This window comes from Dactylosporangium sp. NPDC050588, assembly GCF_040654975.1.
Classification (GTDB): domain Bacteria; phylum Actinomycetota; class Actinomycetes; order Mycobacteriales; family Micromonosporaceae; genus Dactylosporangium; species Dactylosporangium maewongense.
In genome coordinates this window covers 1-14,889 of the sequence record NZ_JBFAJA010000166.1, presented here as the reverse complement: position 1 = coordinate 14,889, position 14,889 = coordinate 1, and the positions used below count along the sequence as shown (strand labels likewise).

Here is a 14,889-nt window from a genome sequence, read left to right as displayed (position 1 = left end):
CAAATCTAACAGTACTACCGTCGGGCAGGACAATCCTACTCGACCGCTGAGGCGACCCATGGTTCCTCCTAAGGCCTAGAAGGTAGCCGATGTCGAAAAGGCTGGCGACTCGTGTACCACCGGGGTGCGTATGGTAGATCAAGAACCGACCCTCTGCGGGAGGAACATGCACACCGCTAGGACCGCCGCAACTACCGAAATGTGCGGTCCCGCTTCATTTGTGGACAAAGCTCGGCGGTCTATCGAGCGGATGACAGCGCTCGTAGTTCGTTGACGTACTCCGTAACCCGGGGATCAGCGGCGTAACGGTGCTGCAGCTCGTAAGCAAGTTCCCGTGAGTGCATTACCAGCGAGGGCAACGACTGGCGGTCGCTTGCAAGTGCAGCACGACCTTCTGCGAGCGCTGCCTCCAGGTCGCCCTCACGTGCCGCTACTACACCAAGCGTGATGTGGGCCTCTGCTGCGCGCATAGGCTTTCTTACAACTCCGTCTGGCGTAGTGGCAGACCGAATGACCTCGTTGGCGTACGTTGCGGCGAGTCGGTCCTCACCTACGTGCCGATAGCAGTCCATCGTGTAGAAGTCCCACTTCTCCGGATCGATGATGAAGTGGTTGCCGGGATTCTCCGGGTAGGGCAGCGCTTCCAGAACGGCACGGCCGCTATCGAGCGCGACTTCGACCTGGCGACGGTCGCCGATGCGCGCCCACGCCTTCGCCTGGTGCGCCCAGAGCTGCACCGTTACGCTGTGTCCCGCGCCGACGGCCTCAAGCCCTTGTCGTGCGGCGGTGATGGCGGCCCGGTAGTTGCCTTCGGTCAGGGAGTACCAGCTGCGCATCTCATGCGCCCATCCCACGACGTCGCTGTCGCCCGACTCCTTGCCGAGGGTGAGAGCCGCGCGGCGGGTGGCCTCGGCGGCGGCCTTGCGGCCCATGTCGTACTCGACGCAGCCGACCAGGCGCGCGACCTGGCCCGCCAGTGAGAGGACCTCGCGGTGCTGCTCAAGGGACAGCCTGCCGTCGTGAATCGCGATCAGCCGGTTGAGCCACCGCTGACCCTCCTCGACCAGAACGGCCGGCTCCATGTGCGAGTAGTCGTTGTTGAGCTGCTCCACGGCGGCGTGCATGCCTTCGAGCACCGCAGGCGAGACGTCGGAGACGCGGAGCCTGGAGATGAGTTCCAGGGTGTCCATGCCCGTGTTGCCGAGCACCGCCGGGTGCTCAGGGCGTGGCGCCGGGAAGAACGCGGCGGTCACGGTGCCGAAAGTCTCGGCTACCAAAGGCTTGTAGAAGGCGTCGGGCTCCGCATCGCCTGCCTCCCAACGCTTCCAGTTGCGCAGGAGGCTGGATTTCTCGGCTAGGCGGGCATTCTCGCCAGCGTGGGCGCGGAGCGCCTCTACGGCCTGGTTCTGCGACCATCCCCGGGCGGTCCGCTCGGCGCGGATACGGCGGGACCATCCGGGCACGTCTGTGGCGTCGCGCTGTTCGTCGGCCATGCAATCAAGTATCCCCGTCTACCTGGTGACATCAACTGGTGACAATGAGGTGTCACCACGGTGACACCTGTCGATCTGACCTGTTGTCGGGTTTTCTCGTCTTATGACATCCAGTGCTCAGCGCAGGCCGCGAATGACGGTCTTGACCGTCGCTTGCGAGACGCCAGCGGCGTCCGCGATCTCGGGAACGGTGTGGTCCGTGGACTGGCGGACGGCGCGGATCAGCTTGTCGCGGTCGGCCCGCGCGGCGTCGAGCGCTTCGGTGGCTGCGCGGACGCTCTCGGCGGCGGCCCGCAGGCGATCGAGGTCGGTCATGCCCGCAAGCGTACCGGTTGGACGGCTACCGTAGATACGGGTAGACGGCTAGCGGGTAGCCGTGTAGCGTCTAGCTCAAGCAAGACGGCCCCGGCAGGGCGGCAACCCTACCGAGGCCAGCGCATCAGTCTCCCCTTGGAAGGACACGAAGATGCTGGTCAAGCCTATCTCCGCCCCGCCGGTCCAGGACAGCGCCGATCGGGTGCTCGTGCCGTTCGGCCCGTTCTCGGCCGCCCAGGCGGTGCAGAAGCCGATGCGGCTGAACAACGCGAGCGTCTGCATCTACTGCATGACGCGGTGGTGCACCTCGGAGCAGTGCGTCGCAATGCACCGGGCGTCGGTGTGGATCGTGTGCGAGACCTGCGACGGGTTCAACGTCGGGTGCCACTGCATGGGCGGCGTCGTTGAGGCCACCTCGGCCCACGTCGCCGAGCAGATGTTCCGGCAGCTGCCGATGACCGCGCCCGTCAACGAGGACGGCGAGTTCGCCTACTACGTGGCCTGACGCACCGACTGAGCTTCCGGCGCGCGGCCCTCTGGGCTAGGAACCACGGTCGCGCGCCGGTCACCCCACGTCTCATCCCCGCCCTGGCAACGGGCCGCGCAGCTGCGCGGCGGGTTCCTGCTGCCCGAGGGCGGGTCACTCAGGCCGATCTGTGAGGAGCAAGAACAGCAATGGCACTGCGTGCTGACCTGCAAGCGTTGCTCCGCAACGCCGCTGAGCGGTACGCCCTGGCGGGCGTGCCCATCCTTCCCCTGTACGAGGTCCGCGACGGCCGGTGCGCGTGTGGCTGGTTGAAGTGCGAGCGGCCGGGCAAGCACCCGCGCACGCCGAACGGTGTGCACGGGGCAAGCGCCGATCCGGCCGTTGTGGCGCGGTGGTGGCGGTGGTGGCCGACCGCGAACGTCGGCGCCGCGACCGGGCACCGGTTCGACGTCTGGGACATCGACCTGCCCGACGCCGGGCCGCTGCTCAGGCAGTACCTCGGCGACCTCGCCGAGGTTTGGCCGGCGGCCCGCACCGGGTCCGGCGGGACGCACGTGTTCGTTGCGCCGACCGGGCGGGGCAACCGCACCAAGTTCATGCCGGGCTGCGACTGGCGCGGCACATCGGGCTACGTGGTGTTGCCGCCGTCCGTGCACATCTCGGGCAACGCGTACTCGTGGCTGAACGAGCCGCTGTGGTTGCTGCCGACGCTCGTACCGGCCGGGCCGGTCGGGCTGCTGGAGGCACTCGCACCGCAGGTTCCGCGTACCACCCCCGCGCGGGCGTGGCACGCCAACCGTGTCGACCCGTACGCCGAGGCGGCCCTACGGCGCGAGTGCGACGCCATCGCGGCCATGCCGCCGGACTCCGGGCGGAACAACGCGCTGAACCGGGCGGCGTTCAGCCTCGGGCAGCTCGTCGGCGCGGGCGTGCTGTCTGTCGACAGCGTGTCGACAGCGTTGCTGCACGCGGCGGCCCGGTCCGGACTCAGCGAGCACGAGGCGGCCCGCACGATCCGATCGGGTCTGGCCGCCGGGCAGCGGTCGCCGCGTAGCCGCCGAGGTGCCGCGTGAATGCGCCGCCCACGGGTGCCGGACACCCGGACACGTCCGGCGCGCTCGTGCTGGACGAGGTGGCCGCGTTCATCGCCCGCTACGTCGCCTTCCCCACCGAGCACGCCCTCACCGCGGTGACGCTGTGGGCCGCGCACACCCACGCGGCCGGGTGCTTCTACGTCACGCCGCGCCTCGTGCTGGACTCGGCCGAACCCGGGTCCGGTAAGACGCGGGTGCTGGAGCTGCTGAACCTGCTCTGCCGCAACCCGGAGATGACCATTTCGGCATCGACGGCGGCGCTGTTCCGGCTCATCAACGAGAAGCCGCACACGATCCTCTTCGACGAGGTCGACGCGATCTTTAACCCGAAGGCCAGCGGCAACTACGAAGATCTGCGGGCGCTGCTCAACTCCGGGTACAAGCGCGGGGCGACCGTCGCCCGGTGCGTCGGGGACGCCAAAGCCATGACGGTGCAACGGTTCCCGGTGTTCTCCCCGGTCGCCCTGGCCGGGCTGGCGGGCAACATGCCGCCGACCATCACCACCCGCGCGGTCACCATCCACATGCGGCGCCGAGCGCCGGGGGAGACGGTCGAGCCGTTCCGCGAGAAGTTCGCCGAACGGATCGCCGCGCCGATCCGGGAACACCTCGCCGCGTGGGTCGCCGACGTCGCCCAGGACCTGGCCGACGCCGAACCGAAGATGCCGGCCGGGGTGGTCGACCGGCCCGCCGAGGTGTGGGAGGCGCTGCTCGCGGTCGCCGACGCGGCGGGCGGGCAGTGGCCGGACACCGGACGCGGCGCGTGCGAATACTTCGTCCTGTCCACCGCGTCCGCGCCGACGTTCGGCACGCGGCTCCTCGCCGACATGCGGACGCTGTATGCCGGGCGGGACCGGATGCCGACCGTGGAGCTGCTCGACGCGCTGACTGCGCTGGAGGAAGCGCCGTGGGCCGACCTCGGCGGCAAGCCGCTCGACGCGCGCCGGTTGTCGCGCGAGCTCGGCCGCTACGGCGTCGGCCCCTCACCGATCCGCGACGCGGATGGACGCCCGACGAAGGGCTACACCACGTACCCGACGACCGGGAATGTCGGGCTGACCGACGCGTGGGACCGGTACCTACCCGCCATGTCCGGTTACAGCGGTTACAGCGGTTACAGCGCAGGTCAGGACGGTAACCGCAGCGAATCGCCATCGGTTACATCGGTTACGCCCCAAGATCATGTAACCGATGTAGCGGTTACGCCCCTCACTGCGGTTACCGGCCTGAGCAGGCAAGTAACCGATGTAACCGCAGTAACCGACTACAGCGGCCACGCTCGGCCGCGCGCCGGCGAAGGAGCCGCAGCATGAACGCCCGCACCCTGCACCCCGTCGCCCTGGCCGACCAGCTCGGCGCCGCGACCGCCCACGCCCGCCACATCCTCACCAGCGCAGCCGACCACGGCCGGGCGGTCCTCGACGCGAACCCGCCCGCCGAGTGGCTCGCCGCTCAGGCAACCGCGATCCGCGCGGCCATTCTCAACCGCACCGCCCGCTGCTGCCCCCACATCGGCGCCGCGCCGCAGCTGCTCCGCCGCCGCCTGGCACCCCGGATTGCTCGTCTGCCTCGACTGCCTGCCCGCCCTCGACCCCAGCCCCGACGACAGCACCTGCGATGCGTGCCACCGCCCCGCAGCCCTGCTCACCGGCAGCGTCGCCGCGTTCGGTCCTGTCCTGCTCGCCTACGCCCTGTGTGACGACTGCATCCCTGAACCGAGGTAACGGCACGGGTAACGACAGCGGCAGCGGTAACGCCCGCGTTACCGCCGCCGTTACCTGCCAATCCGGCACCCAGGCAGCACCGACGCGACCCGAGGCGCCGGTAACGGCACGCCCCGAACGAGGCGAGATGCCCCCGGCGCAGCCCCGAATCGGTCCCACGATCCGCATTACCCGCCCCGGCGACCGACGGTGCCGTCCTGACCGTGCGTAACGGTCACCCGTCGATCGTCGGCAGGTAGCGACGCAGGTAGCGGCCCGCTACCAGGTAGCACCAGCGCTACCTCAGCCGCTACCTCCCTGGCCAGCACGAACACCGAAAGGTAGCGGGTAGCGGCACCGCCGCCCGCACCCCGAAAACCAGCCCACAACCCCATTTCCGCCCACCTACTCACCGCTACCCGCTACCCCTGAGGGAGATCCACCCCATGTCCAGCAACGTCCTGCCGTTCACGCCCCGTAACAGCAACCCCGCCGATGCGCCCGAGCGTGCTACCCCCGCGACCGTCACCCGCGCGGTCTACACCGTCGCCGAGGTCGCCGAGCTGCTCTCGCTGTCGCCCGGCAGCACGTACGCCCTCGTGCGCAAGGGCGACATTCCCGCCATGAAGCTCGGCGGCCGATGGGTGATCCCGGTGCGCCGCTTTGAGGCGTGGCTCGACAACCTGCCCACGGCCAGCGTTGACGACCTCGACCGTGAGCTGGCGGCCCTGGACCGCGCCGCCGGCCGCGACCGCACCCGTCACGGCGCGTAGCCGAGAAGCACCGCCCGAACGCCTGGCGATCGGTGCTAGCGCTAGCACCTCTCCCTGCTAGAGCTAGCACCCCCGCTAGCACCGAATCCCAAACCCCATCAGGCGCTTAGCAACTAGCAGCCCACCAGCACAAACGGCCGAATACGCGCCAGGAAGCCGATTCCGACCCCTCGGGCTGCTGCTAGCCACGCGCCGCGATGACTCCTGCCCTGAACACGCTCGGTCACATCACTTGAGGAGCAGTCAACCCCATGGGACACGTATCCCCGACGCCGTCCGGCAAGTTCCGCGCCAACTGGCGCGACCCCTCCAACAAGCAGAAGGCCAAGACGTTCAAGACCCAGAAGGAGGCGAAGGCGTTCCTCGCGGAGGTCGAGAGCGCCAAGAACCACGGCACGTACATCGACCCGCAGGTGGGCAAGCTCCTGTTCGCCAAGCACGCTGAGGGCTGGCTGGCGGGGCGGCACGTGGAGGTGCGCACCCACGAGCGGACGCTGTCCGTGATGCGGATCCACGTGCTACCGCAGTGGGGCAGCTGGCCGCTGGCGAACATCGACCACCGCGCCGTGCAGGAGTGGGTGAACGCGCTCAGCCGCAAGTTGGCCCCGGCGTCCGTAGCGAAGTGCTTCGGCGTGCTGTCGATGGTGATGGACTCCGCGATCTACGCCCGGCTGATCGGCATCAACCCGTGCAAGGGCGTGAGCCTGCCGAGCACCCACAAGCCACGCCGCCCCGCGCAGGCGCTCAGCCGCGCGGACTTCTTCGAGCGGCTGCTGCCCGCCACGGTGCCGAACTACCGCGCGCTCGTGGCGCTGGCGGCCGGTACCGGGCTGCGTTGGGGCGAGGCGGCCGGGCTGGCGTGGGGTGCGGTCGACCTCGATGCGGCGCGCGTGCGCGTGGTCCAGGTCGTCATCGAGTCCGGGGGTGTGCGGAGCATCAAGCCGTACCCGAAGTCGCGGGCGGGCGTCCGCTCGATCCCGCTGCCCGCGTTCCTGGTGGAGGAGCTGACGCAGCTGCGCAAGTCGCTCGACGCGCCGCCGCGACCGACCGCGCTGCTCTTCACGAGCCGATCCGGGCAGCCGCTGCTGCGGTCGACCTTCCGGCGGCAGGTGTGGCGGCCCGCGCTCGTCCGCGCCGGGCTGCTCGGCAGCGTCGCCGAACGCCCGCCCCGGGGGTGGCTCGCGTCCTGGCCCGACGCGGCGGGGCTGGAGCACACGAGGGAGTTCGACGGGGAGCGTGAGGCGGTCGAGCACGTGGTCGCCCACGCGGCCGGCGGATTGCACTTCCACGACCTCAGGCACTCGTACGCGACGTGGCTGGTGTCCGACAACGTGCCCGTGAACATCGTCAGGGCGGTCATGGGGCACGAGAGCACCTCGACCACGCTGAACCTCTACACCCACGCCCCGAACGAGTACCACGGCCGCGTGACGGGCGTCTTCGACGGCCCTCGCTGACCGCTCTGCTGACGATCCGCTGACTGCGGGCGTCTGACCGAGTCGCAAACGAAAGCGGCTGGCCGGAGGAGAAACCCCTCCGGCCAGCCGCTTTGCGGACTGTAGCCCCGACCGGATTCGAACCGGCGCTACCGCCTTGAGAGGGCGGCGTCCTGGGCCGCTAGACGACGGGGCCCCAGGTCTTGCTCTTTGTTGCTGTGTCGTGCGGTGGAACAATACAGCACCGCGATCTTGCTGCGGTGCTGGGGTACCAGGACTCGAACCTAGACTAACTGAACCAGAATCAGTTGGGCTGCCAATTACCCCATACCCCATCGGCGCTGTCGGCGCCGGTTGAGAACTTTACCGGAGCGAACGCACCAGGCCAAATCGGTTGTCGCAAAAACGCCTATTCCAAGGTCAGGACCTTGTTGGTGAGCGCGCCGACGCCCTCGATCGTGACGGTCACCTCGTCGCCGGCCACCATGCGGGAGACTCCGGCGGGGGTGCCGGTGAGGATCACGTCGCCGGGGAGGAGGGTCATGACGTGTGAGACATATGACACAAGGGTCGGCACGTCGAAGACCATGTCCTTGGTGCGGCCGAGCTGGCGGACCTCGTCGTTGACCTCGCAGCGGACCTCGACGTCGCTGACGTCCAGGCCGGTGACGATCCAGGGGCCGATGGGGCAGAACGAGTCGAAGCCCTTCCCGCGCGTGAACTGCACGTCCTTGCGCTGCAGGTCGCGGGCGGTGACGTCGTTGGCGGCGGTGTAGCCGAAGATGGCCGCGGCGGCGCCGGCCCGGTCGACGCGGCGGGCGCCTGTGACGCCGATCACGACGGCCAGCTCGGCCTCGTGCTCGACCTGCTGCGACTGCGGCGGGATCCGGATGGCGTCGTTGGGGCCGATGACCGACGTGGAGGGCTTCAGGAAGAGCAACGGCTCCTTCGGCACGTCGTTGCCGAGCTCCGCGGCGTGGTCGGCGTAGTTGCGCCCGACGCACACCACCTTGCTGGGCAGGATCGGCGAGAGCAGCCGCACGTCGGCGACGGCCCAGCGCTGACCGGTGAACCGGAGCTCCCCGAACGGGTGACCCTCGATCTCCGCGACGGTGAGCCCGGCGAGCCCGGCCGAGGGCTCGCCCTCGACGACTCCGAACGACATGCCACTGCTGTGGGCGAAACGAGCGATACGCACGCCGTGAAATCTACTCCGCCGCCAGATGCCGCTCCACGAACGCATTGCTGAACTTGCGGTCCGGGTCGAGCCGGTCACGCAACGCGAGGAAGTCGGCGAGGCGTGAAGGGCGCGCCGCGTGGTGGAACACCTTGCCCCAGTGCGGCCGGGGCGACAGCGGCGCCAGCGCCTCCTCCAGGGCCGCGACGACCGGCTCGACCCGCGCGGCGTCCTTGATCCAGGTGAAGTGCAGCGCCACGCTGTCCCGCCCGTACGTCGGGCTCAGCCACAGGTCGTCGGCCGCCACGACCCTGATCTCGGAGATCTGCAGCACGGGCGTCACGAGGTGCCGCAGCCGCTCGACCGCGGCGAACGCCTCCACCGCGTCCTGCCGCGCCACGAAGAACTCGCTCTGCAGCTCCTCGCCGCTGCTCGGAGTGAACTCCAGCTTGAAATGCGGCAGCCGCCGGTGCCACGGACCGGGCACGCCGCCCTGCTCGGTGCAGCTGACCGCGGGCATCGCGGCGATCGGGTGCATCGGCCGCGTCGCCGGCACCGCGCCGAACCCGTCGGGCTCCTCCCCGTCGGCGAGCTTGAGCCACAGCTGATCGACCGTGTCGCCCGCCCAGGTGGTGAACAGGCTCACCGAATAGCCCGCGGTCGCGATCTCGTCCCAGCGGGCGTCGAGGACCTTCCGCGGCAGGTGCTCGAAGACGTGTTGGCGGATGGTGTACGACTGCCGCACCTCCAACGTCACGCCCACCACCACGCCGAGGGCGCCCAGCGCCACGACGCTGCCCGCGAAGTCGGGGTCGCCCCGCTCCAGCCGCACCAGCTCCCCGCCGGCGGTGACCAGCTCGACCCCCGCCACGGCCGTCGCCAGGCTGCCCAGGGTCGCGCCGGACCCGTGCGTGCCGGTGGCCACCGCCCCCGCCACCGAGATGTGCGGCAGCGACCCGAGGTTGTGCAGGGCGTGACCCTCGGCGTCCAGGAACGTGGCCAGCTCTCCATACCGCACCCCGCCGGCCACGGTGACCGTCCCCGCCGCCGCGTCGATCCGCGGCCCGGCCGGCAGCCCCGCCACGCTCACGAGATCCGCCGGCGTGTCGGCGATGTCGTTGAACGAGTGCCCCGACCCGAGCACCCGCACCCGCTCCGCCCCTGCCACGATCTCCCGCACAGCGTCCACCGTGGACGGTCGATGCACCCGGGCGGCGCCGAACGTCAGATTCCCCGCCCAGTTGGTCACGCTCATGTGCCCGAGTCTATGCACGCCCCGCCGTTCGCGGCCGCGACCAGCCGCCGATCTCACCAGACGCGTCCGTTCGGCTACTGTCCGCCAGATGGCGCCGGCGGCAGACTTCGCGAGGTGACTCAACCGCCGATCAACCAGCGGGGCCAGCGCTCCGGCCGGGCCCCGACCGTCGCGATGGTCGCCTTCGTGGTGTTCGTCGTCGGGATCTGCGGCATCGCCGCGATCGGCGCGGGCACCGAGCGCCCGGAAGACACCCGCGACGTGGCCCGCACGGGTGCGCTCGCGCCGCCGCAGACGTCCGCGGCCGAAACCACGCCCACCACGACGAGCGCCGCGGCGACGACACCGCCCGTCACAAGCCCGGCCACCACGGACCCGGCGAGCAACCCCGCCACCAAGGCGCCCACCACCACCACCACGAACCCGGCAACAAAGGCGCCCACCAAGGCACCCACCACCAAGGCGACCACGAAGCCCGCCGGGAACTGCAACCCGAACTACACCCCGTGCGTGCCGAACGACCCGGTCGACGTCGACTGCAAGGGCGGCAGCGGCAACGGCCCGTCATACGTCCAGGGCCCCGTCCGCGTCATCGGCGACGACGTCTACGACCTCGACCGCGACGGCGACGGCATCGGCTGCGACTAGGGCCGGGAGCGGTCAGCCGGTCCGGATTGTCGAGCCGGTGGCGCCGTCCACGACGGTACGGCGGTCGAGCGGGGCCTTCAGGGGGACCGGGGTGGACGTCGTCGTGGTCGGGACGGTGCCGCAGGAGTCCGGGGCCCTGGAGCGCAGGTGGGCGGTGAGGGTGACGGTCCGGGCGTCCTCGGTGACGTCGATGTGGTCGAGCGCGTCGCAGCTGGAGTACGTGAGCGACACCTCCAGCTCAGGGCTGTTGCCGGAGGCGGTGGCGACGGACGCGATCGGCGTCGTGGTCGTGGCGGGGCCGCGGGTCAGCCACCGGACCCCGAGCCCGGCGGCCAGGCCGATCACCGCGACCGCCGTCGCGACCAGCCACACCTTGCTTCGTGTCAGCATTGCAGACCCCCGTCCGCCGAAGCCGTCGTCGACACCCAAGGTAATGGGCGTCGATACGCGGCGGGGTCCCGGGAGCGTTACGGGGATTCCAGATAGCGCAGCATCTGCTGGATCTCGGCGGTGCGGGAGTCGGTGATGCGCTTGGCCAGGTCGAGGGCGCCGGGGTTGACGCCGGAGCCGGTCTCCATGCGGGCGATCTCGACCGCGTTGTGCTGGTGGGCGACCAGCATGTTGAGGAAACGCTGCTCGAACGCGGTGCCGTCGAAGGTGGCGAGGGCGGCGATGTCGTCGGCGTTCGTGCCGTGGGCGCCGCCGTGGCCCGCGTGGGAGTCGGGGGCGGCGGTCGGGGGCTGGTTCCACGACTGGAGCCAGACCTGCATCGTCTTGGTCTCATCGGCCTCGGTGACGTCGATCGCGGCGGCCAGGGTCCGCACGTCCTCGCGGACCGCCTTGGTGCGCGCCAGGCGCACCATCGCGAGCGCCTGCGCCTGATGGGCGACCATCATCTGGGCGAACATGACGTCGGTGTCGTTGAAGACCCGGGACGAGGCCGTGGCCCCAGCGGCCCCAGCGGCGCCGGGAGGGGCCGGCTGCGCCGGGGCGGCGGCACAGCCGGCGAGGAGCAACGCCGAGACCAGTACCAGGAATCGCATCCGTTCCTCCTCCAGGAACCGGGGGCGCCCGGTGGACGGGCGCCCCCGCGAGCATCGAACTAGACGCGCTGCCAGAGCGCCGGGACGTTGGGCGGCTCCCAACCGGCGATGGCAGTGTGTGCCTGGCGGCACTGGTAGGTGGCGCCGCCGTACGTGACGCGGTCACCGGCCTTGTACGCGGTCCCGGCCGCCCACGTGCCACCCGCGGGCGGCGTGGTCGGGGTCGGGGTGGGGTTCACGGTCGGCGTGGGGGAGGGCTGGGTGGGCGTCGGGGTGGGGTTCCCGCCACCGCCGCCGACCTGCAGGTCCACGCAGGAGTAGAAGGCGTTGGGGGTGTCGGCGATGTTCCACCGGGCCAGGACCATGATCCGGCCGGTGCGCCCGCCGAGGCTCACCGTGTGAGAGACGGTCGCGCCGGGCTGGCGGCCGCCGTCGTCGATGACCGCGATGCGCGTGCCGCCGACGAAGTACTCCCAGGTGCTGGTGGAGTGCCGGGCGGTGAGCACCCAGTTGAACGTGACCGAGTTGCCGACGGCGGTCGCCGGCCAGCCCTTGTTGTTGTCGTCGAGCTGGGAGAACCGGCTGTTGCCGCCGCTGCAGCTCATCAGGCCCTTCGGACCCTCGACGCTCTGCGGCTCGTAGACGATCTCGCCGCAGTTGGCGACCCGGCCCTGGGCGCACATCGCCTGGCGGCTGGCAGGGGAAGAAACGTAACCGTGAGCAGCCGCCGGCTGAGCGGACGCGAGCAGTGACGTGGCGATGGCGCCGAGCGCCAGAGGAACCAGCGCGATCGTTCTTCGCATCGATCGCTCCCTTCGTGCAGTGGGGGTGATGCGGCCAATGTAAAGGAAGGATTGTTAACAGTAAATAACCTTTATGGAAATCGGTCGATAGAGCGCTCTCACTTAAGGTAGGGTCCAGCCGGCGTTAAGGCGACAGGAGCGCGACCAGGGCGCGGACCGCCGGATTCTTGCTGGAAGCGGCCCACGCCAGGCCGATGTCGACGGTCGGCGGCGCCCCGGTGAACCGGCGCAGGACCACGCCGGGCACCCGCAGCGCCGTCGCGCGCCCCGACGGCACCGCCGCGATCACGCCGCCCGCCGCCACCGAGCGCAGCAGCTGCTCGTCGTCCGGCTCGTGCCGGGCGAGCACAAAGCCGCCACCGGGCCAGACCTGCGCGACGATCCGGTCGTACATGCCGGGGCCGTTGTCGCGCGGCCACATCACCGCCGGCTCGCCGCGCAGCAGCTCCCGCGGCACCCGGCGGCGCGCGGCCAGGGGGTGCCCGGTGGGCAGCGCGAGCAGCAGCTCCTCGGTGCCGATCGGCAGCCACCGGATGCCTGGGTCGTCGACCGGTGGCCGCACGAACGCCGCGTCGTAGCGCCCCGCGAGCAGACCGGCGACGTTGGGTGCGGTCCAGCCCGTCTCCGGCACGACCTCCACGAGGGGGTGCGCGGCGCGGAACCGCTCGACGAGCTCGTCGACGCTGCCACCGCGGGCCGACCGCGTGTACGCCAACCGCAGCCGCCCGCCCTGCCCGCGCACCGCCGCGGCGATCCGCTCCTCGGCGGCGGCGACCTCCGCCAGCAGCGTGACCGCCTCCGCCGCGACGACCACGCCGACCGGGGTGAGCGCGCAGCCGCCGCGGCCCCGCTCGACCAGCCGGGCACCGACCTCCCGCTCCAGGACGCGGATCTGCTGGCTGAGCGCCGGCTGGGCGATGCGCAGCCGGGCCGCCGCCCGCGTGAAGTGCAGCTCCTCGGCGAGGACCATGAAGTACCGCAGCCGCCGCAGTTCCATAAGCCAGGCTTATCAGACCACAGCGAACCGGTCTTGGACGGCGCGACGGGGAGGAGCACACAGTGAAGGCATGAGCGACGTGACAGTTCTCGGCGCCGGGATCATCGGGCTCACCTGCGCCGTCCGCCTGCAGGAGCACGGGCACACAGTGACGGTCGTGACCGCCGACGAGCCGGGGCACACCGTGTCGAGCCTGGCCGCCGCGGTCTGGTACCCCACCCGTACCGACGGCGACCCCCGCGTCCTGAGCTGGGCCGGCCGCACCTTCGACGAGCTGACCGCGCAGGCGGCGCGGGGCGTGCCCGGCGTCGTGCCCCGCCCCACCCGCATGATCCTGCGCCGCCCGCACGAGACGCCCTGGTGGGCCCCGGCCGTCCCGGACTTCGCGGAGGGGCCGGGCGAGTGGCGTTTCACCGTCCCTTCCGTGGAGATGCCGGTGTACCTGCGGAGCCTGCTCGACCGGTTCGGCACGGCCGGCGGGCGGCTCGTGCGGCACCGGGTCGAGCGCCTCGCCGACGTGCCGCGGCTCGTGGCGGGCGCGCGGCTCGTGGTCAACGCGACCGGGCTCGCCGCGCGCGACCTGGCGGACGACCCCGCCGTGCACCCCGCCCGCGGCCAGATCGTCGGCGTCGCCAATCCGGGCCTCGTCACCTCGGTGCGTGACGAGGAACACCCGGCGGGCATGACGTACATCCATCCCCGCAGCCGGGACGTGGTCCTCGGCGGCACGTTCCAGCCCGGCGAGTGGGACACCGCCGTCGACCCGGCGACCACGGCGGCGATCCTGGCCCGCTGCGCCGAGCTGGTCCCCGAGCTGACCGGGGCGCCGGTGCTGTGGCAGGCGGCGGGGCTGCGGCCCGCGCGGCACGGCGGCGCCAGGGTCGAGGCCGACCCGGTCGGGCTGCCCGGCGGCGTCCGCCTCGTGCACGCGTACGGCCACGGCGGTGCCGGCGTCACCCTCTCCTGGGGCTGCGCCGACGACGTCGTCGCTCTCGCCGGTGGCGCGGCAGGCGCATGATCGAAGCATGATTCGCTTCGTGCTGAACGTGCTGTGGCTGATCTTCGGCGGCGGCTTCCTGTTGTTCGTGGGCTATGCCTTCGCCGCGGCGATCTGCTTCGTGCTCATCGTGACGATCCCGTTCGCGGTGGCGTCATGGCGGCTCGCCCTGTATTCGCTCTGGCCGTTCGGCCGGACGGTGCAGGCCAAGCCCGACGCCGGGGTGGCGACGGGCCTGGCCAACATCCTGTGGGTCGTGCTCGCCGGCTGGTGGCTGGCGCTCAGCCACGTGACGGCCGGGGTGGCGCTGTGCCTGTCGATCATCGGGATCCCGTTCGGGATCGCCCACTTCAAGCTCGTGCCGGTCGCCTTCTGGCCGCTCGGGCGCGAGGTGGTGGAGGTCTAACCGATCAGGACCCGGGCCATGACGACGGTGTCGCCGCCGTCGTGGCCGACGGTCACGCCGATCCCCTTGGCCGGGGCGCTGCCGCCGCGCTCGCCGTCGACGTAGAACGCCGCGGTGGCGCCGGGGACCCCGCCCGCGGTCGCGGCGCGGAAGCGCTCGCTGTCGGCTCGGGATCGCCCACTTCAAGCTCGTGCCGGTCGCCTTCTGGCCGCTCGGGCGCGAGGTGGTGGAGGTCTAACCGATCAGGACCCGGGCCATGACG

General features: G+C 70.9%; 16 protein-coding genes and 2 tRNA genes. 8 read left to right on the top strand and 10 right to left on the bottom strand.

The window, feature by feature from the left end:
* Positions 1–239: 239 nt before the first annotated feature.
* Both AB0I21_RS56230 and AB0I21_RS56225 read right to left on the bottom strand, forming a co-directional pair.
* Positions 240–1,493, bottom strand: coding sequence for an XRE family transcriptional regulator (locus AB0I21_RS56230; protein WP_360574106.1), 1,254 nt, complete (start codon positions 1,491–1,493; stop codon positions 240–242).
* A 117-nt stretch (positions 1,494–1,610) separates the two neighbouring features.
* On the bottom strand, positions 1,611–1,808 hold the full coding sequence (locus tag AB0I21_RS56225) for a hypothetical protein (RefSeq protein ID WP_033357773.1): 198 nt from the start codon (positions 1,806–1,808) through the stop codon (positions 1,611–1,613).
* 151 nt (positions 1,809–1,959) lie between these two features.
* Between AB0I21_RS56225 and AB0I21_RS56220 the strand changes: the two genes are divergently transcribed.
* The 5 genes from AB0I21_RS56220 to AB0I21_RS56200 all read left to right on the top strand — a co-directional run bounded on the left by AB0I21_RS56220 (position 1,960) and on the right by AB0I21_RS56200 (position 7,322).
* Positions 1,960–2,313: a hypothetical protein gene (locus AB0I21_RS56220; protein ID WP_360574104.1), complete on the top strand. Its 354-nt coding sequence runs from the start codon at positions 1,960–1,962 to the stop codon at positions 2,311–2,313.
* A 170-nt stretch (positions 2,314–2,483) separates the two neighbouring features.
* Positions 2,484–3,368, top strand: coding sequence for a bifunctional DNA primase/polymerase (locus AB0I21_RS56215; protein ID WP_360574102.1), 885 nt, complete (start codon positions 2,484–2,486; stop codon positions 3,366–3,368).
* A 116-nt stretch (positions 3,369–3,484) separates the two neighbouring features.
* The gene (locus tag AB0I21_RS56210) at positions 3,485–4,702 is read left to right on the top strand and encodes a DUF3631 domain-containing protein (protein ID WP_360574100.1); all 1,218 of its coding nucleotides are present in this window, start codon (positions 3,485–3,487) and stop codon (positions 4,700–4,702) included.
* Between the two features lie 836 nt (positions 4,703–5,538).
* Positions 5,539–5,865, top strand: coding sequence for a helix-turn-helix domain-containing protein (locus AB0I21_RS56205; protein ID WP_360574098.1), 327 nt, complete (start codon positions 5,539–5,541; stop codon positions 5,863–5,865).
* Positions 5,866–6,116: 251 nt separating this feature from the next.
* The gene (locus tag AB0I21_RS56200; RefSeq protein ID WP_360574096.1) at positions 6,117–7,322 is read left to right on the top strand and encodes a tyrosine-type recombinase/integrase; all 1,206 of its coding nucleotides are present in this window, start codon (positions 6,117–6,119) and stop codon (positions 7,320–7,322) included.
* 102 nt (positions 7,323–7,424) lie between these two features.
* Here the strand turns inward: AB0I21_RS56200 and AB0I21_RS56195 are convergent.
* From AB0I21_RS56195 to AB0I21_RS56180, 4 genes are all read right to left on the bottom strand, one after another.
* A tRNA-Glu gene (locus AB0I21_RS56195) sits at positions 7,425–7,497 on the bottom strand.
* Between the two features lie 67 nt (positions 7,498–7,564).
* Positions 7,565–7,636, bottom strand: a tRNA-Gln gene (locus AB0I21_RS56190).
* A gap of 74 nt (positions 7,637–7,710) precedes the next feature.
* Positions 7,711–8,499 (bottom strand): fumarylacetoacetate hydrolase family protein, encoded by a 789-nt coding sequence (locus AB0I21_RS56185; protein WP_344508050.1) that lies wholly within the window; start codon positions 8,497–8,499, stop codon positions 7,711–7,713.
* A 10-nt stretch (positions 8,500–8,509) separates the two neighbouring features.
* A complete protein-coding gene (locus AB0I21_RS56180; RefSeq protein WP_360574094.1) occupies positions 8,510–9,733 on the bottom strand; it encodes an FAD-binding protein in 1,224 nt (407 codons plus the stop codon).
* A gap of 114 nt (positions 9,734–9,847) precedes the next feature.
* Between AB0I21_RS56180 and AB0I21_RS56175 the strand changes: the two genes are divergently transcribed.
* The gene (locus AB0I21_RS56175; RefSeq protein WP_360574092.1) at positions 9,848–10,381 is read left to right on the top strand and encodes a hypothetical protein; all 534 of its coding nucleotides are present in this window, start codon (positions 9,848–9,850) and stop codon (positions 10,379–10,381) included.
* Positions 10,382–10,393: 12 nt separating this feature from the next.
* On the opposite strand, the gene AB0I21_RS56170 is transcribed toward AB0I21_RS56175, so the two are convergent.
* The 4 genes from AB0I21_RS56170 to AB0I21_RS56155 form a co-directional block, all read right to left on the bottom strand.
* Entirely contained in the window at positions 10,394–10,771 is a 378-nt protein-coding gene (locus AB0I21_RS56170; protein WP_360574090.1) for a hypothetical protein, read from the bottom strand.
* Between the two features lie 77 nt (positions 10,772–10,848).
* On the bottom strand, positions 10,849–11,424 hold the full coding sequence (locus AB0I21_RS56165; protein ID WP_360574088.1) for a DUF305 domain-containing protein: 576 nt from the start codon (positions 11,422–11,424) through the stop codon (positions 10,849–10,851).
* 59 nt (positions 11,425–11,483) lie between these two features.
* Positions 11,484–12,227, bottom strand: a complete 744-nt coding sequence (locus tag AB0I21_RS56160; RefSeq protein ID WP_360574086.1) for a lytic polysaccharide monooxygenase — start codon at positions 12,225–12,227, stop codon at positions 11,484–11,486.
* A gap of 124 nt (positions 12,228–12,351) precedes the next feature.
* Entirely contained in the window at positions 12,352–13,224 is an 873-nt protein-coding gene (locus tag AB0I21_RS56155; RefSeq protein ID WP_360574084.1) for a LysR family transcriptional regulator, read from the bottom strand.
* 70 nt (positions 13,225–13,294) lie between these two features.
* On the opposite strand from AB0I21_RS56155, the gene AB0I21_RS56150 reads away from it, so the two are divergent.
* Both AB0I21_RS56150 and AB0I21_RS56145 read left to right on the top strand, forming a co-directional pair.
* Positions 13,295–14,242 (top strand): FAD-dependent oxidoreductase, encoded by a 948-nt coding sequence (locus AB0I21_RS56150; RefSeq protein ID WP_360574082.1) that lies wholly within the window; start codon positions 13,295–13,297, stop codon positions 14,240–14,242.
* Positions 14,243–14,249: 7 nt separating this feature from the next.
* Entirely contained in the window at positions 14,250–14,627 is a 378-nt protein-coding gene (locus AB0I21_RS56145) for a YccF domain-containing protein (protein ID WP_344508034.1), read from the top strand.
* Positions 14,628–14,889 lie beyond the last annotated feature (262 nt).

Excerpts from the sequence above, each read along its gene's own strand:
- AB0I21_RS56230 (WP_360574106.1), bottom strand. The coding sequence starts at position 1,493 with ATGGCCGACGAACAGCGCGACGCCACAGACGTGCCCGGATGGTCCCGC.
- AB0I21_RS56225 (WP_033357773.1), bottom strand. The coding sequence starts at position 1,808 with ATGACCGACCTCGATCGCCTGCGGGCCGCCGCCGAGAGCGTCCGCGCA.
- AB0I21_RS56220 (WP_360574104.1), top strand. The coding sequence starts at position 1,960 with ATGCTGGTCAAGCCTATCTCCGCCCCGCCGGTCCAGGACAGCGCCGAT.
- AB0I21_RS56215 (WP_360574102.1), top strand. The coding sequence starts at position 2,484 with ATGGCACTGCGTGCTGACCTGCAAGCGTTGCTCCGCAACGCCGCTGAG.
- AB0I21_RS56205 (WP_360574098.1), top strand. The coding sequence starts at position 5,539 with ATGTCCAGCAACGTCCTGCCGTTCACGCCCCGTAACAGCAACCCCGCC.
- AB0I21_RS56200 (WP_360574096.1), top strand. The coding sequence starts at position 6,117 with ATGGGACACGTATCCCCGACGCCGTCCGGCAAGTTCCGCGCCAACTGG.
- AB0I21_RS56180 (WP_360574094.1), bottom strand. The coding sequence starts at position 9,733 with ATGAGCGTGACCAACTGGGCGGGGAATCTGACGTTCGGCGCCGCCCGG.
- AB0I21_RS56170 (WP_360574090.1), bottom strand. The coding sequence starts at position 10,771 with ATGCTGACACGAAGCAAGGTGTGGCTGGTCGCGACGGCGGTCGCGGTG.
- AB0I21_RS56165 (WP_360574088.1), bottom strand. The coding sequence starts at position 11,424 with ATGCGATTCCTGGTACTGGTCTCGGCGTTGCTCCTCGCCGGCTGTGCC.
- AB0I21_RS56160 (WP_360574086.1), bottom strand. The coding sequence starts at position 12,227 with ATGCGAAGAACGATCGCGCTGGTTCCTCTGGCGCTCGGCGCCATCGCC.
- AB0I21_RS56155 (WP_360574084.1), bottom strand. The coding sequence starts at position 13,224 with ATGGAACTGCGGCGGCTGCGGTACTTCATGGTCCTCGCCGAGGAGCTG.
- AB0I21_RS56150 (WP_360574082.1), top strand. The coding sequence starts at position 13,295 with ATGAGCGACGTGACAGTTCTCGGCGCCGGGATCATCGGGCTCACCTGC.
- AB0I21_RS56145 (WP_344508034.1), top strand. The coding sequence starts at position 14,250 with ATGATTCGCTTCGTGCTGAACGTGCTGTGGCTGATCTTCGGCGGCGGC.